At 36.7% G+C, this 26390-nt stretch carries 21 protein-coding genes and 1 other annotated feature; of the genes, 12 read left to right on the forward strand and 9 right to left on the reverse strand.

What is annotated here, in order from left to right; all coding sequences use genetic code 11:
- Positions 1–114 precede the first annotated feature (114 nt).
- Both JOC76_RS03350 and JOC76_RS03355 read left to right on the forward strand, forming a co-directional pair.
- The gene (locus JOC76_RS03350) at positions 115–1329 is read left to right on the forward strand and encodes an ATP-grasp domain-containing protein (protein WP_205176063.1); all 1215 of its coding nucleotides are present in this window, start codon (positions 115–117) and stop codon (positions 1327–1329) included.
- A gap of 19 nt (positions 1330–1348) precedes the next feature.
- A complete protein-coding gene (locus JOC76_RS03355; RefSeq protein ID WP_205176065.1) occupies positions 1349–2377 on the forward strand; it encodes a YheC/YheD family endospore coat-associated protein in 1029 nt (342 codons plus the stop codon).
- A 115-nt stretch (positions 2378–2492) separates the two neighbouring features.
- Here JOC76_RS03355 and JOC76_RS03360 read toward each other — a convergent pair whose 3' ends face one another.
- The 5 genes from JOC76_RS03360 to JOC76_RS03380 are packed head-to-tail and all read right to left on the reverse strand — an operon-like array spanning position 2493 to position 7019.
- Positions 2493–3524 (reverse strand): ATP-grasp domain-containing protein, encoded by a 1032-nt coding sequence (locus JOC76_RS03360; protein WP_205176066.1) that lies wholly within the window; start codon positions 3522–3524, stop codon positions 2493–2495.
- The gene (locus tag JOC76_RS03365; protein ID WP_205176067.1) at positions 3517–4206 is read right to left on the reverse strand and encodes a WbqC family protein; all 690 of its coding nucleotides are present in this window, start codon (positions 4204–4206) and stop codon (positions 3517–3519) included. The genes JOC76_RS03360 and JOC76_RS03365 overlap by 8 nt, the downstream gene beginning before the upstream one ends.
- Positions 4203–5054: a UDP-3-O-acyl-N-acetylglucosamine deacetylase gene (locus tag JOC76_RS03370; protein WP_205176068.1), complete on the reverse strand. Its 852-nt coding sequence runs from the start codon at positions 5052–5054 to the stop codon at positions 4203–4205. The genes JOC76_RS03365 and JOC76_RS03370 overlap by 4 nt, the downstream gene beginning before the upstream one ends.
- Positions 5055–5069: 15 nt before the next feature.
- Positions 5070–6041, reverse strand: a complete 972-nt coding sequence (locus tag JOC76_RS03375) for a CgeB family protein (RefSeq protein ID WP_205176069.1) — start codon at positions 6039–6041, stop codon at positions 5070–5072.
- A gap of 9 nt (positions 6042–6050) precedes the next feature.
- Positions 6051–7019, reverse strand: coding sequence for a peptidoglycan bridge formation glycyltransferase FemA/FemB family protein (locus tag JOC76_RS03380; RefSeq protein ID WP_205176070.1), 969 nt, complete (start codon positions 7017–7019; stop codon positions 6051–6053).
- 217 nt (positions 7020–7236) lie between these two features.
- Here JOC76_RS03380 and JOC76_RS03385 point away from each other — a divergent pair, with 217 nt between their 5' ends.
- The 4 genes from JOC76_RS03385 to JOC76_RS03400 all read left to right on the forward strand — a co-directional run bounded on the left by JOC76_RS03385 (position 7237) and on the right by JOC76_RS03400 (position 10328).
- On the forward strand, positions 7237–7422 hold the full coding sequence (locus JOC76_RS03385; protein ID WP_205176071.1) for a hypothetical protein: 186 nt from the start codon (positions 7237–7239) through the stop codon (positions 7420–7422).
- Positions 7423–7512: 90 nt separating this feature from the next.
- Positions 7513–8610 carry a DegT/DnrJ/EryC1/StrS family aminotransferase gene (locus tag JOC76_RS03390; RefSeq protein WP_205176072.1) on the forward strand — a complete coding sequence of 366 codons (1098 nt, stop codon included), beginning with the start codon at positions 7513–7515 and terminating at the stop codon, positions 8608–8610.
- Positions 8611–8612: 2 nt separating this feature from the next.
- Complete coding sequence (locus JOC76_RS03395; RefSeq protein WP_205176074.1) at positions 8613–9578, forward strand: Gfo/Idh/MocA family protein; 966 nt, start codon at positions 8613–8615, stop codon at positions 9576–9578.
- Positions 9579–9788: 210 nt separating this feature from the next.
- Positions 9789–10328, forward strand: a complete 540-nt coding sequence (locus JOC76_RS03400; RefSeq protein ID WP_205176076.1) for a metallophosphoesterase family protein — start codon at positions 9789–9791, stop codon at positions 10326–10328.
- Between the two features lie 325 nt (positions 10329–10653).
- Here the strand turns inward: JOC76_RS03400 and JOC76_RS03405 are convergent, their stop codons facing one another.
- Positions 10654–11193 (reverse strand): hypothetical protein, encoded by a 540-nt coding sequence (locus tag JOC76_RS03405; protein ID WP_205176078.1) that lies wholly within the window; start codon positions 11191–11193, stop codon positions 10654–10656.
- Positions 11194–11812: 619 nt separating this feature from the next.
- On the opposite strand from JOC76_RS03405, the gene JOC76_RS03410 reads away from it, so the two are divergent.
- From JOC76_RS03410 to JOC76_RS03420, 3 genes are all read left to right on the forward strand, one after another.
- The gene (locus JOC76_RS03410) at positions 11813–12418 is read left to right on the forward strand and encodes a thermonuclease family protein (protein WP_205176080.1); all 606 of its coding nucleotides are present in this window, start codon (positions 11813–11815) and stop codon (positions 12416–12418) included.
- A 177-nt stretch (positions 12419–12595) separates the two neighbouring features.
- Positions 12596–12910: a nucleotide pyrophosphohydrolase gene (locus JOC76_RS03415; protein ID WP_205176082.1), complete on the forward strand. Its 315-nt coding sequence runs from the start codon at positions 12596–12598 to the stop codon at positions 12908–12910.
- Positions 12907–14766 carry a DUF2075 domain-containing protein gene (locus tag JOC76_RS03420; protein WP_205176084.1) on the forward strand — a complete coding sequence of 620 codons (1860 nt, stop codon included), beginning with the start codon at positions 12907–12909 and terminating at the stop codon, positions 14764–14766. The genes JOC76_RS03415 and JOC76_RS03420 overlap by 4 nt, the downstream gene beginning before the upstream one ends.
- A 193-nt stretch (positions 14767–14959) precedes the next feature.
- On the opposite strand, the gene JOC76_RS03425 is transcribed toward JOC76_RS03420, so the two are convergent.
- From JOC76_RS03425 to JOC76_RS03440, 3 genes are all read right to left on the reverse strand, one after another.
- Complete coding sequence (locus JOC76_RS03425; RefSeq protein WP_205176086.1) at positions 14960–16513, reverse strand: ABC-F family ATP-binding cassette domain-containing protein; 1554 nt, start codon at positions 16511–16513, stop codon at positions 14960–14962.
- Between the two features lie 1254 nt (positions 16514–17767).
- A complete protein-coding gene (locus JOC76_RS03435; protein WP_205176091.1) occupies positions 17768–18370 on the reverse strand; it encodes an NAD(P)H-dependent oxidoreductase in 603 nt (200 codons plus the stop codon).
- Positions 18371–18483: 113 nt separating this feature from the next.
- Complete coding sequence (locus JOC76_RS03440) at positions 18484–19122, reverse strand: NAD(P)-dependent oxidoreductase (protein WP_205176093.1); 639 nt, start codon at positions 19120–19122, stop codon at positions 18484–18486.
- A 522-nt stretch (positions 19123–19644) separates the two neighbouring features.
- On the opposite strand from JOC76_RS03440, the gene JOC76_RS03445 reads away from it, so the two are divergent.
- The 3 genes from JOC76_RS03445 (at position 19645) to ileS (ending at position 26199) form a co-directional block, all read left to right on the forward strand.
- The gene (locus JOC76_RS03445) at positions 19645–21357 is read left to right on the forward strand and encodes a S53 family peptidase (RefSeq protein ID WP_205176095.1); all 1713 of its coding nucleotides are present in this window, start codon (positions 19645–19647) and stop codon (positions 21355–21357) included.
- A 199-nt stretch (positions 21358–21556) separates the two neighbouring features.
- Positions 21557–22702: a metallophosphoesterase family protein gene (locus tag JOC76_RS03450; protein WP_205176097.1), complete on the forward strand. Its 1146-nt coding sequence runs from the start codon at positions 21557–21559 to the stop codon at positions 22700–22702.
- Between the two features lie 94 nt (positions 22703–22796).
- Positions 22797–23072 (forward strand) — a binding site (T-box leader).
- A 43-nt stretch (positions 23073–23115) separates the two neighbouring features.
- Entirely contained in the window at positions 23116–26199 is a 3084-nt protein-coding gene (ileS, locus tag JOC76_RS03455) for an isoleucine--tRNA ligase (RefSeq protein WP_205176099.1), read from the forward strand.
- Positions 26200–26390: the final 191 nt, after the last annotated feature.

The following is a 26390-nucleotide window of genomic DNA, read 5'->3' on the forward strand; positions in this document are numbered from 1 at the left end:
CAATCCAATCTTGTCCTCAGACAATATATTAAAAAGGAAAGAGTTGTTATTTCACTTCAACATGGCCATTAAAGCGGATGTTACATAAACCAAGAAAGTTGGGAGGACAAGCTTATGCAAACGATTGTCTTTATTGAAACAAATAAATCTGGATCTAGTAGAGAAGCATTCAAAGCGGCAGAACGACTCGGCTATTTTACGGTGTTATTGACGAATAGACAAAAATTGATTCATCAACGAACAGAATTTCCCGATATCCATCAAATGATTTTAGTGGATACTTCCAATTATGATGAATTAAGAAACAACATTAGTAAACTACAAAAACAGGGTAAACAAATAAAGGGGATATTGAGTTTTGTTGATCCTTTTGTACATGTAGCAGCAGCTTTATCAGAGGAATTTTGTTCAACGGTAGTCTCGACTGAGGCCATTTTCAAAATGGAAAATAAAGTGCTAACTCGTGAACTCCTTAAAGACCTCCCAATGTCTTCCTTTTATAAAATTTACACACCAGATGATTCCTTAGAGGATTTTATTGAACAAGCCACTGAACATTTACCACTTATTGTGAAGTCACCCACATCTGCCGGCTCAAAAGATGTTCTGTTAGCAAATGATAAGAACCAGTTAAAGCAGGCAATGCAAAAATTACTTGAAAAAAATGAACAGATTTTACTGGAGGAGTATTTAGATGGACCTCAATATTTAATTGAGGTTTTAGTACACAATGGAACCATTACTATTGTCGCCGTAATCGAACAACAGATTACCTTTACACAACGATTTATTGTAACCGGATATTGTTTACTACCCTATATAAATGAACGTTTATACTATAGTCTCCTTGAGACCGTAGGTTCCATCATAAGAGCTTTTCAAATGAAAAATGGTGCCTGTCACTTTGAAATGCGTATCGTAGATGGGATGTGGAAATTAATTGAAATGAACCCGCGAATCGCGGGTGGAGCGATGAATCGAATCATTGAAGTCGGATTAGGAATTAATTTAGTAGAGGAAACGATTCAATTAATGTTAGGTCAGGAGCCTAACCTTACAAGTAAGCACCATAAGTATGTATACGCACATTATTTAACAGTTGATTCGAGAGGAAAATTAATCAAGGTAACTGGGAAAGAGAACAGCACCCATTATCCTGGTGTAGAAGAGGTGTTTATCAAGCCCCGACAAGGACAAATCGTACGTCCACCTTTATCAATGGGTGATCGCTGCGGCTATATTTTGGCATCCTCAGATTATAAAGAAGAGGCGATAAGAAGAGCCATGGATGCAGCCAGCGAGATACGTTTCCACCTTGATCCAATTTAAATATTTGGAGTGATCTATCATGACGCTTATTGGCATGCTTCATCACCGTGCAGATCCCAACAAAGTAAAGAAAGCATATGCTTATGCAGCTGTAGCAAAGGCTGAAGGTGTAGACTTTTTTTACTTCACCCCAAGAAAGGTAAATATCAAAAAGCATAAAATTCTAGGGAAAGTTTATGAAAATGGGCAGTGGATTGAAAAGGAATTTCCTTTTCCTGATGTCATTTATAATGCGAGTTATTCTTCTAGTGAGAAAGCGGAACAAATCATTGACTATTTGTATGAGCGGATTCCTTTCACAAGTCATTCGATTGGGAACAAAATGTCGGTCTATAACAGAATTAGTCGGGCAAAAAAATTTAACCAATATCTGATTCCTTTTCATAAATTAACGGACGTTCAGACTTTTTTAAACATGATTCGTCAATATAGAAAAGTGATTATCAAACCGATGTCTGGGCATCAGGGCAGTGGTGTTGTGTTGATTGAAAAAAATGGAACAAATCGTTACAAAATGAATGATGCAGAAGTAATAACATCTTTTAATGAAAAACAAGTATTAGACTGGATCTCTCAGAAAATACAAGATGAAGACTACTTAGTTCAACAGTTTATTACAAGTCAAACAAAATCTGGTCACGTTTTTGATTTCCGCTTGCATGTACAAAAAGATGGAAAAGGAAAATGGGTGATTACTTCTATATATCCAAGGATTGGAAGGTTGGGTACCATAACGTCTAATATGGGTAGTGGTGGTTATAGTACGTACTTGGGTATTTTTTTAAAACAAGAGTTTGGTGACTCCTGGTATGATATTCAAAGGTATCTTGAAGAATTTGCGATCAAGTTTTCCAATCATTTTGATTCATTATATGAGGATGAATTGGATGAGTTAGGAATTGATGTGGGTCTCGATGAAAACCAAAAACTCTGGCTTTTTGAAGTCAATTGGAGACCCGGTCCACCTAATATATATAGTGTTGAATTAGATGTAGCTAAAAATACCATCTTATATGCTAAATATTTAGCTGATAGAAATAAAAACTAAAAGGGAAAATCCTCCATTCATAGGAATTAAACAAAATACTACCTTTAAATGCAAAAAAAAAACGCCTTCAAATAAGAAATTTTGAAGGCGTTTTTGCCGTTTAGCCAAAAATTCATTATTCATTAGTATCTTTAATAACGAACCTCTTGTTCTTTAATATTTCTATTTCCTCTGTTGGAACTAAATAATCTGTGTATTGCCGAATCACACTAGCTTTTAGTATTTGCCTTTCAGGAATGCTTTCTTGTAGCACTTCAGCCTTCAGTAATATTTCCGGTTCATTTACACCTAAAAGAGTTCGCATTCCAGTTGAACTACTGAACCTGGGGTTAATTTCAAAAATATAGGGTTTTCCATTCCACATTCGAAGTTGAAAGTTACATGGACCATATGGTTTCAGGATTTTTGCGACGTTTTCGCAGTAATCTGTTATTTCCTTATAATCATCAGAAATTGCTGATATCGTAATGCCGTCCTGTAACTGTCTTTTTAATGCAATGGATGATAGAACCTTTCCATTTGTTCCACAACAAACTCCCACGGTAAATTCGTTTTGCTCATCAGGAAGAAATTGCTGAAGAATCATATCTTTTTTATCGGAAATAACCTGCTTAAAATAAAGTAAATCTTTAACTAGATGAATGTCCTCTGAACCATTACCATGTCTAGGTTTTACAATAAAAGGAAATCCCACATCTTCAATAAACGAATCCATTTTATCAATATCTTCTGGGTAACGAATGGTTTTTGGGCAAGGGAAATTATGTTCATTGAGAAAGTGGAACGTATGCCATTTATCGATGCAAATGGATAAAACATCATGTGGGTTAGCAAATACCTTATACTTTATTTCATTTTCAATTAAAGCTTTGTTCCGACTAAAAAAAGATAGCTCTTGTGATGAGGCGATAAAAATGGCATCAATACTCTCCAATCTCAAGATTTCTAGTAATCTTTTTAAATAAAGCTGTTCATCCTTTACAGGAGGTACTATATAACTGTGATGGGCTAAATACAGACCCAGGGCATAGGGCTGGGTATCAGTTGCGATCAGCTTAAGATTTAACTTGGATTTTATTAACGACTGAATAACTGCTACACCATAGACCGATCCCGAACCGGTAATGAGAACATTTAATTTATTCATAAATCACCTGTTTGGGAATAAATTCTTTACTCTTTGGACCGCAGTTAAATAGCATATCAATAACTGACAGATTAGGAATAAATTCACCCCATAGTTGGGGATAAACAGGAGGTTCAAACTCCTGGTAAACTAGTCGAATTTGATTTTTCTCAAATTCTTTTTCATCATTATACGTTTTGGCTCCAGTCCCTGATAAATAAACCGTCGCATTTAAAGCTTTACAAATGTTAATAATCTTCTCACCCTTATGGCCTGTAATTACTTCAATCTCTGAAGAACGAATAATCGGAGTTTTTATTTCTAGTATTGTTCGAATGATTTCTATTAATTGTAAGTTTAAATCTGCCAATTTTTTATTTGGCTTTTCATAAATAGGCCAAAAAAGATGTTGATACTGTTTCCAAAATGGGGCCCTGGCATAGCTTCTTTGAATAGAACCCCAATGTTTTTGGGGCCAATTATCATCGTCAAACGTTGTCACATCTTTAATTTTGCCACTTTTATTTGCTAAAGGAACACTTAACAATCTTGGGCCATCGGGGCTTTTTATTTTGTTTTTATTCGTAATTGCCCTTCTTGAAAGGTCTACATCATCGAGAATAACAAACAAATCGCTGGATAACATTTTATGAAAATACCCACTCCAAGGGATGTAATTAGGCTGATGGATGGAAATAATCATGGCAAGTCACTCTCCATATCCATCATTATTTTTTTTGACATTTTGATATTGGTTTTGTGTCCTGATCTTATTCCGATAAAGTGACCTTTAACCGGATGGCCTAAAGTGGTTATATCCCCTATCAAATCTACCAGTTTATGTCTTGCCGGCTCATTTTCCCATCTAAGCTGATGACCTGTTCCCTCGGAAATAACCAGACATTGATCCATTGCGTTACCAATTAAGTTTTTAACAAGATCAAACTCCTCATCCATAATATAAGACCTGGCAGATGATAGTTCAGTAACAAAGTCTAAGGCAGTTGTCAATTTGTAATGGGCAAGCTGTGTTGGAAGTTTCTTGCTTGGATAATCAAGCAAATAAGTATAAGTAGGTTCCGCTGCAGGTAAAGCAATTAACATACTGTCATAGCGTTGTCCGTTATAATAGAAGGAATCAAAGACCCATTGTGGTTTTGTTAACGTGATAAACCGTTTCGGCTTAGGTTGAGTGATGATTTCTGCTCGTAATAGTGCGTCAACGAAGTCCTTACAGCTAAATTGACTGACCACGGGAATATGCGGGCTGTTCAGATGCACTTTAATGTTATCAATACCTAAACCTGTTATAGCAGCTAATATATGTTCTGTATGTTCGATCCTGTTATTATTTTTCACAAGTGATGTCCAACGGGAATCAGTCTGAGCATATTGTGCTACACATTCTATTTCTGTTTTCCCTTGTAGATCATCCCGGACAAATACAACACCAGAATCGGGTGGTGATGGATAAAAGGTGACTGTCGATTGGATTTCACCAGTAATGGACGTTCCGCTGCATTGAACTGAATTTTTTATCGATTTTTGCATATGGAGATCCCTGCCTTATCCTGATGATTTACTCACTACGTTTAAAATTTCTTTAGCTCGGTGTGTGTAGGTATGGTTCGAGTAGACTTCCTTCTGTCCCAGTTTCGCAATAGTCTTTCTTTCATTTTCATGTGTAAGATAATAATCAACTAACTTTAAAGTTTCTTTTGGAGAAGATGAACAAACAAGATGCTTTTTCGATATAAATAATTCTTCCACGGCAGGGGTATGCGGTGTAAGCAGAAATCCCTGAGATGCTAGGACTTCAAATGTTCTAGAGTTTAATTCTGTAAAAGTGTTTTGAAAGCCGAGAACGATTTTTGCCGTGCTATATACATCGTTTGTTTCTGTATATGGAAGTTTTTGTTTCAGAAATTTAGATGGTACGTCAAATCCGATGATATTGGGGTCTACCTTTTCCCAGCGGTTGCCCCAAATTTTTACGTTATATCCTTTTTCAAGTAATGGTTGCAAGAGAATCTGGACGCTATCTTTGCGGTAAGAACTCCAGGTTACTCCTGCAGTGGCTACAACAGCAATGTCACAGGAATACTGCTCCTGCTTGTTGCCTGGTTTGTGGAAATCAGGATTACATGCCCATGTAAGGTGATGGGCGGAATATCCCAGATTTTTATAATAAATAACGGAATCTCTGTCTATTGTAAAAATATAATCGGGATGTGTGGTTTCAATATAATACAAAGACCATTTTTCCCTCCAACGAGGATCTTCTGTTGCCCAATAAGCATGTTTCACTCCATATTTTTTTAGAAGCCTGTGGAGGAGTTGTAAATTGACTCTTGTATGAATTTTTGTCCATCCGGCAGTTACAGCCAAATCTGGCTTAAATTCCTTAAGTGTCTTTTCCAATTCTTCTTCTTGAATATCTGTTAATATTTTGACAGTACAGCCACTCTTTTCAAAACCGGAAGGAAGACCCAATAAATACTGTTTTGCGGCTTCAATAAATAGGATTTTCAAATTCATCACCCATTTTCATAAAGTTAACCTGTAGGTTTCACGTAACACGCCACGTCCGCCAAACCCTTCCTTAAACTTAAATAAACCTTGATTTACCGCTTTCCCTTTATTCTCAGTAGAAATACCCCAATCCACAAAGTGGTACCCTTCGTTTATCCCTCGCTGTATAAGGGTACTGAAAACAAGGTTCAAAGGTCTAAAGTGTTGGAATTTTTCATCATGGCATATATAAAAACAATTTAATACACGATTGTTAAGGATAAAAACCAAAACACCAGCAATCATTTTTTCCTCGTAGAAGGCAGAAAAAAGTTTAATTTTTTCTGGAAATCTGTTTGCAAGATCAAGAATTTCATTGTAAGTGTGAGTAGGAAAGGTGTTATGTCTTTTTATTAAATTAGATTCTAACATTTTCCAAAACTCAGCAAGATCATTACTTTCTTTTACGATAACCCCGCTATTTATTGCTTTGTTCCTATTTCTTATCGCATTTTTTTCCATATGAAGTTCAATATTTTCGATATTATTAAGAGGGAGGGCGGTCGCTAATTCGGAAATCTCAGGAGAAAATCCGTAATATCTTAATGAAAAATCTATTTCATCAGAAGGCCAGGAATGGTAAATGCGGGGAACCATTTTCATTTCAATGGCTTTTACTCCCAAATTCTTGCCGTGTTCAATTAAGAGAGGGATTAGCGTTAGGGCTTTTGCAGTGTCAAAGGATTGATCAATGATAATTCCACCATGTGAGGCTCCCGGATGAGAACAAAAAATGAATGATTCATTTTCGGACTTTAATGCTGCTGGGATCACAGCGATAATTCGATCTTTGTTGTCAATTGCCAATAGAGAACAATCTTTGAATTTTCCTTTGGAGTGGTAATTAAGAAATTTGCGTTGCTGCATAAAGGTTCCATTTTTTGAATTTTGAACAAAGCTATCCCATTTGCTTTCATATTCATCCGTGAAAGATTTTATTTTCATTTTATATCACCAGTTTATATGAAATGTATTCTTCTACTTCTTATACTCCTAAAAACAAAACGGAATTTCTCGTTAGTTTATTCGAGGACTTTTTCTTAGGTGACGTATTAAAGAGTAATTTAATTTTTATTAAGACCTTTCTTCACCAAAGGAAGATTCAGTACATATTACTAAAAAGTATATGATATATGAGTTACTACAAAGAGAGGTAATAAAAATGACAAAAGATCATCACCTTTCTGGAAACCCAGGAGAACCCAAAGGTCCCAAAGGTCCCAAAGGTCCAAAAGGTCCAAAAGGTCCAAAAGGTCCAAAAGGTCCAAAAGGTCCAGAACCAAAAGGCACGAAACCAAAAGGTCCAAAGCCGCCAGAATTTCCACCTCCATCTGATGCGGATTATTAAACAAACTTATACAAACGATTTCTAAAAGGCCATTGTTGAATAGACGATGGCCCTTTATCAAGGATAAATAGCATATTGAGGTGAGAGAGAATGATTCCTCTTGTTGATATAAAAACTGAATATGAACAATTAAAAAATGAATTGAACCGTGCTATCCTGGACGTATTAGAAAGCAGCTATTTTATATTAGGTCCAGAGGGAGAAAAATTGGAGAAAGAAATATCTCAATATATTGGTGTTTCCCATGCGTTAGGCGTGGCAAATGGTACGGACGCACTGCTTTTATGTTTAGAAGCTTTAAATATCGGAAGCGGTGATGAGGTAATTACAACACCATTTACTTTTTTTGCTACGGCAGAAGTAATCGCAAGGGTGGGGGCCACACCAGTTTTTGTCGATATTGATCCAAAGACGTATAACATGAATCCCGAATTGATTGAAAGTGTAATCACAGAAAAAACGAAAGCGATTATCGTTGTACATTTATTTGGTCAATCTGTTGATATGGATGCTATTATGACCATTTCCAATAAGTATAACCTTCGTGTTATAGAGGATGCCTGTCAATCCATAGGAGCTTCCTACCGAGGGAAAAAAGTTGGTTCTTTCGGGGATTTTGGTTGCTTTTCTTTCTTTCCTTCCAAAAATTTGGGAGCGTACGGTGATGGCGGAATGATTGTTACGAATAATAGTGATTTATTTAGTAAATTGAAATTGCTGAGGAACCATGGCAGTTCAGAACGGTATGTCCATACAGATATTGGATTAAATAGCCGATTAGATGAAATACAAGCTGCGATTCTTAGAGTGAAATTCAAACGGTTAGACGAATGGAATAATCGTCGAAAAGAATTAGCGGAAAATTATTCATTGGAATTGGCGGATACTGTTAAAGTCCCAGTAGAAGCAGAAGATAGAGAACACGTCTATCATCAATATTGTATAGAGACCAGTCAACGGGAGAAATTAGCCCAATTTCTAGAACAAAAAGAAATTGCAACAGGCATTTATTACCCCATACCACTCCACCTCCAACAAGCTTTTATTCATCTTGGATATAAAAATGATCATTTTCCAGTTTCGGAAGGATGCGCCAAAAGAATTTTGGCTTTACCAATAAATCCAATGATGACACAAAAACAACAAGACTATATTATAGCAGCAATAAAAGAATTTTTTGGTGATTAGCCATGGTCACAATTAAAATAGGGGTTGTGGGCGTTGGAAGTATGGGGGTTAATCATTGTAAAGTCCTACAAATGCTGAAAAAAGCAGATTTTATCGGAGTATTTGATATTGACCAGAAAAGAAGTGAAAAAATAGCAAAAACGTTTGGCATTCAAAGCTTTTCGTCTTACACCGAACTCATCAATGCAGTTGATGCGGTCATCATAGCCGTCCATACGCCCTATCATTTTTCATTAACGATGCAAGCGATTCAGCAAGGTAAACATGTCTTGGTTGAAAAACCATTTGTGTCTTCATTAAAGGAAGCTCAGCAAATAATAAAAGCGGTAGATAATGGGTCAGTTGTAGTTCAAGTTGGTCACGTAGAACGTTTTAACCCTGCTTTCAAACAGCTATCAGAGCTTATAAATAAGGAAAATGTGATTTCTATAGAGGCTAGGAGATTTGGAGTACCGAACCGAAGTATTGAAACAGATGTAATCCTTGATTTAATGATCCATGATATCGACCTCGTATTACAACTAGTTGATAGCCCGATTTCAACAGTGAACGCTGTCGGCTATTTCATTGAAGATGGTAAACAATTAGAGGCTGCGTCAGCACTGATATCCTTTCAAAATGGGTGTTTCGCATCCTTGCTAACAAGCCGTTTTTCTTTAGAAAAAAAGAGAGAAATAAACGTAACGGAAAAGGATAGGTTCCTTAAAACGAACCTTTTATCCAAGGAGTTATACGTTTACCATAAGTCAAAACTTTCTCCATCTGATAGCCGTTCCTACCATGTTGAAAATACTATAGAAAAAATTTTGACCCCTCATCAAGAAACACTTTATTTAGAAATTGAACACTTTATACAATCCATAGAATCTAAGCAGTCACCTTTGGTTGGTGTCCATGATGCTTATAAAGTGCAGGAAGTTGCTGAAAAAATTAAAGAACAGATTGAAAAAGGTAGAAATCAGGGATAAAGAATTGAATGTAGGGAATTAGAAATGTGAGTATTTACCAAACAGGCAGCTGTCAAAAAGACTGTTGTCTGTTTTTATAAGTGAATAATTTAGCAAAGTATTTAATTTCTCTTAAAATATGACATTTGTCCGTTTTCATTTTACGTTATGGTTCATAAGATATAGCATGTACTTTTCATTAAAATGCGATATGGCTTGGAGCGTGAAAATTTGAAAATACTTGCGATATCTGACACCCATGATTATTATCGGAACCACCCTGACATATCACCTGATTTGGTACTCTTATTAGGCGATAATGAGTTTGACGAAATAAGAGAAATTGAGAAAAAATATAACTGCCCTATAGTAGGAGTTTTGGGGAATCATGACCGTCCTGATTACTATGAAAATACTAACATTATTTATGTTCATCAAAAGATCATTACAGTAAATGGAATCAAAATAGCTGGATTTAACGGTTCAATTGCTTATAAAAGGAAACAATCCCTTTTATTTTTTGAAGAGGAAGTATTTGAATTCGTAAAAGACTTGGAACCAGTAGATATTTTTATTGCACACAGTAATCCCTGGACAGAAGATTCTATAAACTTCGACGTAGAGCATCGGGGATTTGAGGCCTTTAATTATTACATCAATACCAAGCAACCAAAATACTTTATACACGGTCACCTTCACAAACCAAGCTCTTATTTAGTTGAGAATACAAATTTAATATCTGTTTATCCATATAAAATTATAGATTACTAATAATGGAAATAACTTTTTCACCATTTACTTCTATTGATTGGAGCCAAATTTCTATCATGGAGTGTTGAAAAATTGATGAACGGAAAAAAGGAAAGAGAATGAAAGTTAATGACAGTTGGGATTCCACTCTGCGAAAGTTGAGTTATTAAATAGTAATTTTTTGAAAAGGTGTACAAAATGGTGCACCTTTTTAAATGCCATAATTTATATGACATATTACAATCACTATAAATAGCAATGGGATTTAAAAAAGATGACCCCTGTTCACAATACAGAGATCATCTTTATCGTTACTCATTTACTCGTCTTCATTCACCCGTGGTACTTAATATGAACTTGAGCTTGAACTTGATTCATCACTTGAACTTGATTCATCACTTGAACTTGATTCATCATTAGAACTTGAACTTGAACTTGATTCATCACTTGATTCATCATATTCGGGGTTAGTCCTTCCATAACTGATATTTTTAATGTGGAAAAGGGCAACACGAATAATCTCATCACAATTCACTAAAATAGCAAAATTATCTTCTAAACCAGTTAGTAACCCCTCTACAGTTTCAGGACCGCCACGATTAATTCGTACCCATTCATATTTGGAGCATTTAAACAACCCTTTAAAATTGTGTGCTTTTTTAAGTTCGAGGTCTTCCGGAACTTCAACATGGATCATCATATTACCTGTTCCACTTACAGTAAAACTTTTAATATGATGACTGTTGTAGTAAACGACCTCCTCATCTGTAAGAATGACAATATAATCTTCACCCACATGCAATAACTTTCCAATTCTGGATTCTGGGCCATCCCGGTCAACCTTGATTACTTTATCTATAAAATTCTTCAAGATGTGATCACACATATTTACAAATTCCCCTTTAATTAAGATGTAATTTATTTATTTACTTATTTATATGTACCACGAGGATAGGTTGTACTAATGAAACAGCCCGTCCTTTTCACTACTTCTATCACTATAGTTCTTACATCTAGTTGAATAATAGTTAATCCTTAATTAAATCAAGGGATTGGTACTTAAACGTTATTACTGTCTAGTCAGATGTCTTTAGATAATAGTCGGAAAATTAACCATGAATATTATTATTCCATGGTTATAGTGGTTCACCTATAGGTATTAACTTCCAAATAATCTAGAACAGAAAAAGTGAAATTCGCCTTACCTAGCAGATCTCGATAGGGTAGGAGTGCTGATGACACAGGTATGTCCATAAAATCGCAAGGGGGTGAAAAGGGCGTCATGTAATCTTCACATTTTAATGAAAAACAGCAGCCCATTTACTACGTTTATCTATATATCAAATATGGAAGAGAAATTTAATTGCAGAAAGGCAGTGGTGGATGATGGCAAAGTTTAGAATCGATGGTTCTCCAGCTATTGTGTACTTTTTTAAGAGGTAGGTGGAATCAAGCCATTTGGACACTTTGAAAACTAAGAATGGTAAAACCAGGAGGGGATATTCATGCGAAAAAGAATAGCAGGAGTCAGCTTCATAACAATCGCAACAATACTAAGTATTCCCACCATGACAGTACATCATGATGAAATAAAACAAGTGGAAAGCCAGCAGCAGGATATAGTGCAAACAAGTTCGGAAAGTCGGTTCAGCATTCCATCAGATCAGGTACCAATCTCATTAGTGGATACGATTGATGGCGATACAATCAAAGTAAAAGTAAACGGAAAGCGGGAAACGGTTCGTTATTTATTGATCGATACACCGGACTCGAAGAAGCCAGACATGTGTGTCCAGCCTTATGCAAGGGAGGCTTACGTCAGAAATAATGAGCTGGTGAAAAGCGGAAGCTTAACGATGGAGCGGGAGCAGGAAAACCTTAGGGATTCCCATGGAAGACTATTAGCTTATGTTTATGTCGATGGTAAATCCGTTCAAGAAACAATGCTTATGGAAGGATTCGCTCGAGTGGGGTATATCCTGAAGCCACCTTATAAATATCTGGATTTATATCGGGACGATGAGAGTTTGGCTAGAAGAAACAAATTAAATATCTGGAGCAGAACGAACTTTGTGACAAGGTGGGGATTTAGTGGGTGTGTGCAATACTAATTTAATTTTTCATTGATTTATTATTTTAAATACGAAACTAGGTTTAATTGTTACCAGAACTAAATGGTTCACTAGCTCATAATCATTAATTAAGTGTTTAATTAAAACAGAAGTGTTAAAATAAGGTATTAAAGGTATAGCGGTATTATTTTAATTGCACATAGGAGATAAATTTAAATGAAAGAGATTCAAAAAAAGATTTTATCCTTCAGGGATGAAAGAGATTGGAAAAAGTATCACAACGAAAAAGACTTGGCGATTTCTATTTCTCTTGAAGCAAGTGAGTTACTCGAGAACTTTCAATGGAAGACAACTGAAGAGGCACTTGCAGAATCAAGAGAGAATATTAAAGATGAAATAGCGGATATATTAATTTATCTAATCCAGTTAGCAGATAAAATGGATATTAATATTGATGAAGAAGTCACAAGAAAGTTGATTAAAAATGCAGAGAAGTATCCAGTTAAGAAAAAGGAGGAAACAGTCAAGTGATTATTTATAATGAGACATCTTCCGCCTTTTTAAATCATATCTACGAAAATAAAATTGGATATGTATTGAAGGAAAAAGTATTAAGGAAAATGAATAAGGTCGTTTCAAGTAGTGAATTACAGTCTTGGGAGAGATCTCTTCCTCAAATGGCCAAGGTGCTGCGTGATGCTGACTTAAAAGAGGACACACATGTTTTATTAGAATATAAACTGCCTTCCACAGAGAAAAGGATTGACTTTCTGATTACTGGACAGGATGACAAAGGGACAAAGAATGCGGTCATTATTGAATTAAAGCAATGGCAAAAGGCAAAGACTTCTGATGGGGACGGTATTGTTCGAACTTTCCTGGGCGGGCGAGAAAGAGAAACCGTTCATCCCGCATACCAAGCATCATCGTATAAACGATATCTTCAAAATTTTAACGAGTCTTTGTATAGTGATAACTCTATAAAACTTCACTCATGTGCTTATTTACATAATTATATTATGGCAAGTATTGGTGAGCCGCTGCTCGATAAACGATATGACAAATACATTGAAGAATCTCCATTGTATTTTCAATTTAGTGACAGGGATCTAGCTAAGAATATCCGGTATTTAGTGTCAAAAGGAAATGGTAAGGAAATAGCCGATACTATTGAGAATGGTAAAATCCGTCCTTCCAAAAAACTAGTAGAGACTGTGGGATCACTAATTGCTGGTAATGAAGAATTTGTGTTACTAGATGAGCAGAAGGTTGCTTATGAAAAAGTAGTAAGTCTTTATAACCAAATAAAAGTACAGACGCATCAAAAGCAAGTGATTATTATTAAAGGTGGTCCAGGTACTGGGAAATCGGTTATAGGCTTAAATTTAATGAGCCATATGTTACATTCAAGAGCGTATGTAGAGTATATTACACCTAATCAGGCATTCCGAGAAGTACTGCGTAAAAAGTTAATTGGTTCATCTGGTCATGTTGAAGTCAGAGATTTGTTTAAAGGTTCCGCTTCCTATGTACAAGCACCTGAAAATTATTTTGATGTCCTTATTTGTGACGAGGCTCACCGTTTAAAAGAACATGGTCATATGAAGAAGAAAATTGAGGGAGAAAATCAAATCACACAGATTATTCGCTCTTCTCGTATAAGCGTGTTTTTTATTGATGATTTTCAAAAAATATCTAAAAAAGATATCGGCAGCGTTAAGGAGGTAGAAAAGGAAGCCTCAAGGTTTGGTGCAACCGTTCACACTGTAGAGCTTGAATCTCAATATCGATGCTCAGGTTCAGGTAATTACATTTCATGGTTAAATAACTTATTATATAATGAAAAAGAAATTTTCCCATTGGAAGAGGATTTTGATTTTAAAATTGTTTCAAGTCCCCAGGAGTTAAAGGAGGAAATTGTTGATAAACGCGGTGGTAGATTATTAGCTGGATACGCGTGGGATTGGTCCAAAGAGCTTGTTAATGGAGAGCTTGCGAAGGATGTTATAATCGAGGAACATAACTTTGCCTTGCCGTGGAATGATCCGAATCGAATTGACTGGGCTATTCATCCGGAATGTGCAAATCAAATTGGGTGCATTCATACAGTTCAGGGGCTTGAGATGGATTATGTTGGTGTGATTATAGGAAATGACCTTGGTTTTGATGATGTAACCAAAAAAATCATCGTAAGAAGAAATGAGTTTAAAGATAAGGGAGCAAGACCTGCGAAGCCTAAAAAAGGCCAAGTGGATCCTTTAGATGAACTAGTTAGAAACACATATAAAACGTTAATGACTAGGGGGATGAAGGGGTGCTTTGTTTATTGTTGTGATAAAGGATTAGCCAAGTATATTCAAGAATATACCTTTAATAAAATTAATTAATTATTTCCCAGACTCCATACATGTGGTAACTGTTGCAAAATTAATATTGAAATAGATAGAAGCTCATTCTAACTTTAGTTTATATGAGCTTTTATAAGAAATCTAAAAGTATATTTTTATTGGAAAATTTGGATGGTTAATAAAAAGGAGTACCCAAGTGATTTTTTATTCATTGGGTACCCCTTAATCTTATTTAAAACACTTTCGTAGTCCAATCCTCACAATTCCAAATATCGGTCGCAATTTCACGATAGAAATCTGGTTCGTGGGATACCATCAAGATACTTCCGCGATATGCCTTTAAAGCACGCTTCAATTCTTCTTTTGCGTCAACATCCAAGTGATTGGTAGGTTCGTCTAAAATTAATAAATTCGTTTCTGTGTTAATAATTTTACACAAGCGAACTTTGGCTTTTTCTCCACCAGAAAGGACTTCGACTTTACTTTCAATATGTTTCGTCGTTAATCCACATTTTGCAAGAGCAGCACGGACTTCAGCCTGATTCATACTTGGGAACTCGCTCCAAATCTCTTCAATACAAGTGTTGTAGTTGGCCTGTTTAACTTCTTGCTCGAAGTAACCGATGTGTTGATAATCACCACGTTCCACTTTTCCCGAAATTGGATTAATCAAACCAAGAATACTTTTTAAAAGAGTTGACTTACCTATACCGTTTGCACCCACGAATGCGATTTTTTGTCCGCGTTCCATTTTCAAATTCAGAGGGCGGGAAAGTGGTTCATTGTAACCAATAACAAGATCTTCAGCCGTGAAAATATAACGGCTAGCTGCACGAGCTTCTTTGAAGTTAAACTCAGGTTTCGGCTTCTCTTTCCCCAATTCAATAACGTCCATTTTGTCGAGTTTCTTCTGACGAGACATCGCCATATTACGAGTCGCAACACTTGCTTTGTTACGAGCAACGAAATCTTTCAAATCAGCAATTTCTTGTTGTTGACGCTTGTAAGCAGACTCTAGCTGTTGCTTCTTCATTTCATGAATTTTTAAGAAGTTATCATAGTCACCAACATAGCGATTCAACTCTTGGTTTTCCATGTGATAGATTAAGTTAACAACATTGTTCAAGAATGGAATATCATGTGAAATCAAGATAAATGCATTCTCATATTCCTGTAAATAGCGCTTCAACCATTCGATATGCTGTTCATCCAAATAGTTCGTAGGCTCGTCTAGTAATAGGATTTCAGGCTTTTCTAGCAACAGCTTAGCTAGCAAAACTTTCGTACGCTGCCCACCGCTAAGATCATCTACATCTCGATCGAGTCCAACATCGTCTAATCCTAGACCACGAGCAACTTCCTCAACTTTTGAATTAATTTGATAGAAATCATTACTATCTAGAGTTTCTTGTAGCTCTCCAACTTCTGCAAGTAATGCATCGATATCAGCACCTTCATCACCCATTTTAGCATAAAGTTCATTTATTTCTGATTCAGCATCAAAAAGATATTGAAAAGCAGTACTTAAAGCGTCACGCATCGTAGTACCTTTTTGAAGTACAGCATGCTGATCTAAATAACCAACACGAACTTTTCGTGACCACTCAACTTTTCCCTCGTCGGGTTGCAACTTCCCAGTAACAATATTCATGAAGGTAGACTTACCCTCACCGTTTGCTCCAACTAGTCCAACGTGTTCTCCTTTTAAAAGTCGAAAAGACACATCATTAAATATTGCACGATCACCGAAACCGTGACTTAAATTTTTTACGTTTAATACGCTCATTTTTTAACCCCTTATCTAATGTCACATGTGGATATTTTACTAGATTTTTGCTGCTTTTTCTATCTTGAAATTATTTTTGTGAAAAATGTAATTCGATTTTTGATTTATATTAATTTGGGCGTATATCAATTGGTTAAAAGTCTATTATACAACCGAACCTGGAGGCAAGATATGAGTGATTCACATTTGGGAATAACTGTACAAAAACTGAAAGAATTGGTTGAGTTCTAAACAAAACTTTAAAAACAAGTGAAAACTCACCAACACCTCTTGTGTTGCCACCTACAACTCTATACATGTGGAGTGTGGAATCAAACTTGTATTTTAAGATCAAATAATTTACACAAATATATCACACTATATCACATAGCCATATTAAATCAATATAAAATGTTTTATTTCGATCCTGACCACTGCATTTTTTCGATATTATTTTTTCTAATCGGCAATTGCAGTTGAATGAAGTAATATCAACGTTAATTTAACGTCCTTTCAGTTAATTGTAGGAACGTTTTTCTTCTCGTGATTGTAGATTATTGAGCCCTTAATTACCCTTAGAGAACTTTTCCACTAAAACCCCCTAATTCCTGTTAATTTAATTCATTTCTATGACGGGTGGATTCCAGGATGGGGAAGTTACGATTCTAGCAGCAAGACTCTCTATGAGAACGATGGCGAAGGATTTTAATTGCCCGGTCATTTGATTGGCGCAACTAAATCAGTCCTTGGAATCAAGAGGGGAAAAACGACCAATGATGTTTGATATTCGGGAATCAAGTTTTTATAGGCTCTATTATTATTCATTGTTGATTTTGATTTAGGGATGAGAATTCATAGGCGGAAAATTTCCGTCTAATGTATATAGAGGCAGCTTTAGAAGCAGAGATAAGCGGAGATATTCCGGTTAACTGTTCTAAATAAGACAAAATCCCAAAGATTTGGATAAAATAAACGGAAAAACTTCCTTTATATTCAAGGGAATATGGGTATTTCCCAATTTAAACGGAGTTTTTCCGTTTAATTTTCAAACACATTGAATCAACATTCAGTTATAAAGAGCCTTTATATACAAAGAAAAAAGTTGTCACTTTTATAGCAGACTTATAATCAAGTAAAAAATGGCCCTTATGTGGAAGTTCTAGGCCTGGCTAATAAATTCCAACGGTTTTTGCAGAGGCAGGTTTTAAATTACAGGACTTTTATGTTGTACATTCATGATAATAAGAAAGGCTCCCTAAAAGGGAACCTAAAGATTTATTTAGTCAAAGCATACTGTGTGAATAAAGAATTAATCTTTTCTTCAACTTCCTTTAACATACCTTTATACGCTTCTTCATCCAGTGAACCGACACTTCCAAATAGTATATGATCTACTGGTTCAATACCAACAAATTCAAATATTCCAGTATCAGATGTGATTTTTAAACCTGTTGTCATTCCGATCTCATTATAATAATCTTTTGGATTGCCATGTGTATTTATGATAAGACCTTTCTTACCTGACAACATCCTTATGACACCTTCTTCACCATATGCATAGGCGAAGCCATAGGAGAATACTCGGTCAACATATCCTTTAAGGATAGCTGGTAATCCAGCCCACCAAATAGGATAAATAAAGGTTATGACATCTGCGTGAGTGATATGATCCTGTTCCGTTTTAATATCTTTAGGAGTTTCTCCAGCTTTCATTGCAGACGTATCTTCTGGTTTTAGGACGGGTTGAAAATTAAGTGCATACAAATCACGGACAACGACATCATGCCCGTTTTTCTTTAATGCATTTACTGTTGTTTCCAAAATAGCGTGATTGAAGCTTTCTGGGTGTGGGTGTGCATATATAATAAGATGTTTCATTATAAACTACCTCCAATATTTAAGTTTAAATATTCAACGATTTATAGTGTACTTCGCTTTTAAAAAGCTATTCGAATAATTTGAGGTACTTTTACTCTGCCATATTTGTAAAATTATTCTGCTTCTCCAACGACAGTGAATCGTTCGTTTTTATGTTGTGGATTTTCGATTTCATCTAAAACAGCGATTGCGTAATCGGCATAACTGATATAGCTTTCACCTTTTGAATTAAAGATTAATTGGTCTTTCCCTTTTCGGTAAGAACCTGTTCGTTTTCCTTCTGGATTAAAGAATGCTGCTGGACTAATATAAGTCCATTGAATTCCGTCTGTGTCTTGTAGTTCTTCGAGGTTTTTCAGCATGTTTGATGCAGTAGGAAAGTAGGTAGCAGGGAAGTCGGGAGTTTCTAGCAGTCGCACAGTTTTTGCTTCATCTACAAATAAACTTCCTGCTCCGCCTACAACGACTAACTTTGTCTGTGGAGCACTTTTAAGTGCTTCAATTAATACTTTTCCTGCTTCTACGTGCTGATGTTCTTGTCCTCGTGCATTAAATGCATTAACTACTACATCAAAATTTTTAATATCATCCGATTTTAAATCAAAGATGTTTTTTTCCAGAACTGCAACGTGCTCATTTTGAACTTTAGCTGCATCTCTCACAATTGCTGTAACTTCATGACCTCTTTTTACAGCTTCATTTAGGATAAGCTTGCCAGCCTTACCGCTGGCACCAATAATACCAATTTTCATTTTATAGGCCTCCTATAATTTGTATTTGTGTAACAAAATAGATTACATGTAAACATTTTAATTACATGTATTAATTTTGTCAATAAACTAGTAGAATCCTTTTAGGTCCATAACGACTCTATTCTTGATTGTTATTCCACTTCTCAATGTGAAAGATTCAAATAACTTACAGTATTTTTGTCTTTATCCTAAATTCCTCTAACGAGATAACTTTCGAAGCCTATTAACTTGTAGTAAAGCACTTATTAAAAGGATTTTGAGGAATTTATATTCTTAATATTTTTAAAATAATAAGTTGAAAGACTTATGTGATTTGTATCTTTACTTGGTAAAATATTAGAGAAAGTGAAATATATTCTAAATGGGAAGGTCTACTATGGAATGAAGGTGATACAAAGCCCAAGTCGATAGCCTAAAGAAATGGCTGGAAATTTAGTTCCAAGGTAGTCGGGAGCCTCAAATAGTCTTTTGATTCTAGATTGTTGGTAAGATCTGATTTAGGAACTAAGGAGAGGTGTAAGGATGAGAAAAAGAAACCGAAAATTATTAGTACCCACTGTTGCTTCATTCTTATCTTTAACGTTGTACTTCACTGGAGGCTCAACTTTTGCGGCAGCGTCCAATCATGTACAACTAATTGAGGCAGCTCCAACTGCCGCAAATCACGGCACTCCCATTGGTCACACAAACCGCAGCACCAAGGCTTCTATAACGGTTGCCCTTCAGCTAAGAAACAGCGATAAACTGGATAATTATATTGCCAGCCTTAAGAACCCCTTCTCCTTAAACTACAAGAAATACTTAACACCCGATGAATTTAAAAATCAATATGGACCAACTGATGCAACGGTTGCCAATGTTAAAAGCTATTTAACAAGTCAAGGCTTTAAAGTCGATATTGTTTCTTCCAATAACGCCTTTATTACCGTAAGTGGTACCATTGGACAAATGGAAGATACTTTTGGTGTAACCATAAATAACTATAAAAATTCAAAGGGCGAAATCTATTATGCTAATGACAAAGCTCCTACCATTCCTGCAGAATTTTCTGGGGTAATTACGGATGTTGAGGGACTGAATAATGAACCACATTATACACATCCGAAAATTAGTAGTCTATCAACGCAAGTTTCCCAAAAGACTGCAGCAGTGACGCCGAAAGTGGGCAGTGGCCCAGCTGGAGGTTATACACCTTCTGAATTAAAAGGTGCTTACGATGTCAACCCACTGGCAAGTGCCGGGTATACTGGATCTGGCCAAACTGTAGCAGTCATGGAGTTGGACGGATATAAAGCGACGAACATTAGTAGCTATAACAGCTACTATGGCCTAGGAAGCCCTTCGCCAACGAATGTATATATTGATGGTTATAGTGGTGCTGCCGGTCAAGGTGAAATCGAAGTAGAACTTGATATTGAGGTAATCAATGCAATTGCTCCTAAAGCACAAGTGATTGTATACGAAGGGCCAAATAGCGCCCAGGGCTTAATTGATACGTATCAAAAAATTGCTTCTGAAAATAGGGCAAAATCAATTTCTGTTAGCTGGGGTATTGGTGAGCAGCATGAAGCAAGTGCAACCATGAATAGCCTACATACCATTTTCCAACAATATGCTGCCCAAGGACAAAGTATATTTGCTGCTTCTGGAGATAATGGTGCGTACGATTCCGGAGGCAGAACCTTAGAGGTCGATAGTCCCGCAAATGACCCGTATGTGACTGGCGTTGGTGGAACTCACCTGAATTTAAGTGGTACTTCTTACAGTTCAGAATCCGTTTGGAGTAACAAAATAAACAAAAGTGGTGATGGTGGAGGATTGTCCAAAGTTTATGCTATGCCATCATACCAGTCAGGTCCTGGTGTCCAAAACAGTTATTCGAATGGTAAACGAGAGGTTCCGGATGTATCGGCAGATGCCGACCCTAACACCGGATATTCAATCTATACCGGAGGTGCCTGGAAAGTAGTCGGTGGAACATCAGCTGCTGCACCGTTATGGGCAGGAATCGCTACACTCAATAATCAATTTGCAGCAGCAAATGGCAAGAGCTACCTTGGTCAGGCAAATCCTACTCTTTATAAAGTCTTTAATACAACTCAAAATTATTCAGCCTATCATGATATTACGTCTGGAACAAATTTGTATTATCCGGCTACAGCTGGCTATGATATGGCTTCAGGTATTGGGACACCGGATGCGTACAATTTAATTCGCGATATAAATGGCTTTTAAAGTGGTAAGGCGGCAGTCTCCAAATACAGGAGGCTGTCGTTTTCGTTAAGAGAGAAAGTAAGGGTCAATCTTTAGTTTTAATTGGTAAAGTAATTAATAATAGGTAAAATTTACGAAAAATTAACTCTAGTAACACGATATGGATACATTTCCCTAATAAACTATAAATGTAAAAAGATTAAAGTTTAAGAGGGGATGAATGAGTTTCATGAAAAAAGCAAAAATGCTAGCAACTGTAAGTGCGGTAACTTTAGGGTCTATTATTGTGTTGACCTCATTATTCAACGCTGTTCCACAAAAAGCAAATGCAGATGAGGGAACGGATAATGGTAAGGATGAGGGGGTAGTATTGACATTTTCAACAGTTGGTGACTCCCGTGCGGATGCCGCTCAGCCTGGCTTAAGCGCTCAAGACAAAATTTGGTTGCAGAACACGAAGGGTTTTACTCGTATCACGCGAGAGGTTCAAAAGCAAAATGCAAACCTATTTCTCTTTAACGGAGATATGATTATGGGGTATACTCAAAATTCTGATGTGAATGTGTTAAATCGACAGTACGCTTACTGGCGCGGTTTGGTTGCCAATATGTTTGAAACTGGTACATATGTGGTTCCTGTTCCAGGAAATCACGAGGTTCAGGACAAGTATAAAGATGCTAGTGGAAATACCGTTAAAAAAGCGACCCAAGCCAATGAAAATACTTGGAGAGCCAATATGGGCGACATCATTATGGATACTGAGCGCTTTAAACAAATTGAAGGTGTGGATATCCAAGACTGGGATGTTAAAAACCACCCGCAAATCGGTACAAATAATATTTCAACTGATCAATCTCAATTGTCCTATTCTTTCGATTTAAAAGGTTCCCACTTTGTGATTATAAATACGGACCCAGTCGGAAACGACAGTCATGCACCGATTGAATGGATGAAGCAGGACATGGCAAATGCGAAGAAAAATGGTGCCAAACATATTTTTGTGTTCGGCCATAAGGATGCATTCCCATATGTAGCCGATCCATCTACTCCGCCAACTGCTGACGGACTTGATGCCGACCCAGCAAGCAGAGATGAATTCTGGAAAGTCATTGAAGATAATAATGCTACCTATTTCTGTGGCCACGAGCATGTTTTTAATGTAAGCAAGCATGGTAAAGCCTATCAAGTACTGGTTGGTTCCGGAGGAAGTCCATTTGAAGTCACAACACCAACAAATAACCCTACTGACCGTATGTACGCATGGGCCACTGTTAAGGTTTATAAAAACGGGAAAGTTGAAGTGAATTGCTACGGATTCGATGAAAATTACGGTAAAACAAAACTTATTAAAAGCATTGATCTGTAATTGAAAAAGGTTCATTAGATTAAGTGAAAATTTGTAAAAAACCCATTGTCTTTAAAGAGAATTAATGTTAATATAAACCAAATATTCTCATTTAATAAAATCATTGAAGAGAACAAGTACGTTAAGGAAGACTCTAACAGCGAGCTGGGTATGGTGGAAGCCAGTGAGGATACTTTTCGGAAAAAATCATCTCTGAGATGCAGGACTGAAATAGGAAAAGCGAAGCGCCTTGTGCTTGCTAGTCCACTTCAGTAAGTCTTGACGGGTTTCCGCCGTTAAAAGGAACGCGTATGATGGTACGTTGACAAAGTGCTGTTGTGTTATTCAACAGAATTTGGGTGGTAACGCGGGTAATACACTCGTCCCTTTCTTAGGGACGGGTGTTTTTTATTTTTATAAAAGGAGGTTTTATCATGGAATTTAGCAATCAGAAGGAAAGCAAAGTGGAGCGTGAAAAACAAATACTGGATTTTTGGGAAAGAAACGATATCTTCCAAAAGTCGATGAAAAATAGAACAAATAATGAGACATTTGTCTTTTATGAAGGTCCTCCTACTGCAAACGGACTTCCGCATGTGGGCCATGCGCTGGGGAGGACGCTTAAGGATATAATTGCCAGGTATCATACCATGATCGGAAAGTATGTGATAAGAAAAGCAGGTTGGGATACCCACGGATTACCAGTGGAATTAGGTGTAGAAAAGGCTTTGGGGATTTCAGGCAAACAAGAGATAGAAGAATACGGTGTCGAATCCTTTATTAATAAGTGCAAGGAAAGTGTTTTCTCATACGAAAAGCAATGGAGGGAATTCACGAGGGAATTAGGCTATTGGGTGGATATGGATGATCCTTATATGACGATGGATAATTCATATATTGAATCCGTTTGGAATATCCTCGGTACCATCCATGAAAAAGGATTACTTTATAAGGGTCACCGTGTTTCTCCCTATTGTCCCAGCTGCCAGACATCGTTGAGTTCTCATGAAGTCGCTCAAGGGTATAAAGTGGTAAAAGACTTAAGTGCCACCGTAAAATTTAAAATCCGTGAAAATCAATATGTCCTAGGGTGGACGACGACTCCATGGACGCTCCCGGCAAATGTAGCGCTGGCAGTAAATCGAAATCTCGAATATGTGAAAGTCCAAAAAGATCATGAAACGTATATAGTATCTTCCGCTAGATTAGATAAGGTAATAAAAGCTCCCTATCAAATCCTAGAAAAGATGAAAGGGAAAGATTTGGTAGGCCTTACCTATCAACCTCCATTTGATTTTGTAGAGGTAAAAAATGGTCATCAGATTATTGAAGGTGATTTTGTCACTGCAGACAGCGGTACAGGAATTGTTCATATTGCTCCTGCATACGGAGAAGACGATTATCGGGTTGTTCAGGAAAATGGGTTATCCTTTATCCATGTCGTGAATGAGCGTGGCAGATACATGGACGTGATAAAGCCGCTAGCCGGGAAGTTTGTTAAAGACTGTGATGTAGATATTGTGAAGCTCCTGCATGACAAAGGTTTACTTTTTCATAAAGAAAAGTATGAACACTCCTATCCGCATTGCTGGCGATGTGATACGCCGTTACTTTACTATGCGGCCGAAAGTTGGTTTATCAAAACGACTGCATTAAAGGATGATTTTTTACAAGAAAACCAGCATGTGAATTGGTATCCGGAACATATCAAGAATGGACGGTTCGGTAACTTTTTAGAAGGCATGGTAGATTGGAATATTAGCAGAAAGCGTTATTGGGGGACCCCATTAAATGTCTGGATCTGTTCCTCATGTGGAAAAGAAGCTGCACCAAGGAGTCTGAAAGAACTTAAGGATTCAGGAAATGAAGAGATTTCAGATATCGAGCTCCATCGGCCATACGTAGATTCGGTTACAATTACTTGTCCATCCTGTCAAGGAACGATGTACCGAACGCCTGAAGTGATAGATGTCTGGTTCGATAGTGGTTCAATGCCATTTGCACAGTACCATACTCCATTTGAGAATACAGAGCTATTTCAAAAACAATTCCCTGCCGATGTAGTCATTGAAGGAATTGATCAAACAAGGGGATGGTTTTATTCCCTACTTGCTGTTTCCATCCTTTATACGGGGAAAGCTCCCTATAAAAATGTGCTAGCCACGGGCCATGTATTGGATGAACACGGACAAAAAATGTCAAAAAGTAAAGGCAATGCACTCGATCCAGTGGATCTTATCAAATCATTTGGTGCCGATGCGCTCAGATGGTCACTTATAGAAGATAGTGCACCATGGAATGCCAAGCGGTTTTCTGCACGAAATGTTCAGGAAGCAAAATCCAAGCTGATTGATACATTATCAAGCATCCTTCATTTTTATAAGATGTACGCTGAAATTGATTCCTTTGACCCTAAGCTACATGAAAAAGGATCAGCATCCCTGATGGACCGTTGGATTCTTTCAAGGTTAATGACGACTGCTTCTTTAATGAAAAAGGAAATGGAGCAATATCAAGTCACAAACGCTGCAAGATTGGCCGGCCAGCTTGTTGAAGAAGTTAGTAATTGGTATGTTCGCAGAAACAGAGCCCGCTTTTGGGGGCAAGGAATGTCTGACGATAAACTGGCAGCTTTTCATACTTTATACAAATTATTATTGGATATTTCCAAATTGCTAGCACCTTTTGTTCCATTTATATCAGAAGAAATTTATTATTCTTTAACAGGAGAAAGTGTTCATTTGTCAGAATATCTAGAAGTACAGAAGACGTTAATAGACCAAAAGCTTGAAAAACAAATGCAGGCTGTTTTAGAAATTGTCGAGTTAGGTAGAAGTGTACGAAATAAGCATCAGATCAAAACAAAACAGCCACTTGCTAAAATGGCCGTGGTATCCAATAGCCGTGATGTAGGGTCCCTTGTTTCTTTTGAAGATATTATTAGAGAAGAACTAAATTTAAAAGCAGTGGAGTGGGCAGATTCCTCGAATGACTATATTGAGGTTAAATTGAAGCTTAATTTTAAAACAACAGGACCCAGATTGGGTAAAGCCGTAAATGAGGTCCATCAACTATTAAGTCAAATGCCTGCTGAAGAAGTGGAGCATTTTCTGACTAGTGAATCCATTGCTGTAGGATTAAAAAACCAAGAGGTTGTTTATCTGGGAAAAGAAGATATCCTTGTGCAGAAAACGACGGTATTAAATGGTTACTCTGAATCCTCAAACCAAAATTTCACTGTTATTATGGATACCAATATCAGTGAAGAACTGAGAAGAGAAGGAATAGCCCGTGACTTCATTAGAGGTGTTCAAGACCTTCGTAAAAAAATGGATTTGCCTGTTGATAAGAGAATTGAACTTTATGTAGACTGCTCAAAAAACATCCAACAACTCATTGATGAATTTAAACCATTAATCAATAGAAGTATTGTCTTAAGCCATCTCTATTTTTCCTCAACAGAACAGATGGATTTAATTCAGGTTGGTGATGAGGAAGTATTTGTAGGATTTAGGTAGTAAGATTTTCAATATGGAACTTAATATAGTAATTTTGGCTGATTTGTTCTCTACGCAGGTCAGCCTTTTTTCTGTTAAGCTAGATACAAATTATTTTCAAAAAATAAACATTTCCGTTTAGATTGATAAAAAGTACTTAAGCATGGTATAAGTGTAAAAGAAGCTTGGACATTTTTGCTTTTTTATTTTGG

The organism is Neobacillus cucumis (assembly GCF_016908975.1).
GTDB lineage: Bacteria > Bacillota > Bacilli > Bacillales > Cytobacillaceae > Neobacillus > Neobacillus cucumis.

Excerpts from the sequence above, each read along its gene's own strand:
- JOC76_RS03410 (WP_205176080.1), top strand. The coding sequence starts at position 11,813 with ATGCGAAAAAGAATAGCAGGAGTCAGCTTCATAACAATCGCAACAATA.
- ileS (WP_205176099.1), top strand. The coding sequence starts at position 23,116 with ATGGAATTTAGCAATCAGAAGGAAAGCAAAGTGGAGCGTGAAAAACAA.
- JOC76_RS03370 (WP_205176068.1), bottom strand. The coding sequence starts at position 5,054 with ATGCAAAAATCGATAAAAAATTCAGTTCAATGCAGCGGAACGTCCATT.
- JOC76_RS03360 (WP_205176066.1), bottom strand. The coding sequence starts at position 3,524 with ATGAATAAATTAAATGTTCTCATTACCGGTTCGGGATCGGTCTATGGT.
- JOC76_RS03415 (WP_205176082.1), top strand. The coding sequence starts at position 12,596 with ATGAAAGAGATTCAAAAAAAGATTTTATCCTTCAGGGATGAAAGAGAT.
- JOC76_RS03435 (WP_205176091.1), bottom strand. The coding sequence starts at position 18,370 with ATGAAACATCTTATTATATATGCACACCCACACCCAGAAAGCTTCAAT.
- JOC76_RS03450 (WP_205176097.1), top strand. The coding sequence starts at position 21,557 with ATGAGTTTCATGAAAAAAGCAAAAATGCTAGCAACTGTAAGTGCGGTA.
- JOC76_RS03395 (WP_205176074.1), top strand. The coding sequence starts at position 8,613 with ATGGTCACAATTAAAATAGGGGTTGTGGGCGTTGGAAGTATGGGGGTT.
- JOC76_RS03350 (WP_205176063.1), top strand. The coding sequence starts at position 115 with ATGCAAACGATTGTCTTTATTGAAACAAATAAATCTGGATCTAGTAGA.
- JOC76_RS03440 (WP_205176093.1), bottom strand. The coding sequence starts at position 19,122 with ATGAAAATTGGTATTATTGGTGCCAGCGGTAAGGCTGGCAAGCTTATC.
- JOC76_RS03365 (WP_205176067.1), bottom strand. The coding sequence starts at position 4,206 with ATGATTATTTCCATCCATCAGCCTAATTACATCCCTTGGAGTGGGTAT.
- JOC76_RS03375 (WP_205176069.1), bottom strand. The coding sequence starts at position 6,041 with ATGAATTTGAAAATCCTATTTATTGAAGCCGCAAAACAGTATTTATTG.
- JOC76_RS03355 (WP_205176065.1), top strand. The coding sequence starts at position 1,349 with ATGACGCTTATTGGCATGCTTCATCACCGTGCAGATCCCAACAAAGTA.
- JOC76_RS03445 (WP_205176095.1), top strand. The coding sequence starts at position 19,645 with ATGAGAAAAAGAAACCGAAAATTATTAGTACCCACTGTTGCTTCATTC.
- JOC76_RS03390 (WP_205176072.1), top strand. The coding sequence starts at position 7,513 with ATGATTCCTCTTGTTGATATAAAAACTGAATATGAACAATTAAAAAAT.
- JOC76_RS03380 (WP_205176070.1), bottom strand. The coding sequence starts at position 7,019 with ATGAAAATAAAATCTTTCACGGATGAATATGAAAGCAAATGGGATAGC.
- JOC76_RS03405 (WP_205176078.1), bottom strand. The coding sequence starts at position 11,193 with ATGTGTGATCACATCTTGAAGAATTTTATAGATAAAGTAATCAAGGTT.
- JOC76_RS03425 (WP_205176086.1), bottom strand. The coding sequence starts at position 16,513 with ATGAGCGTATTAAACGTAAAAAATTTAAGTCACGGTTTCGGTGATCGT.
- JOC76_RS03385 (WP_205176071.1), top strand. The coding sequence starts at position 7,237 with ATGACAAAAGATCATCACCTTTCTGGAAACCCAGGAGAACCCAAAGGT.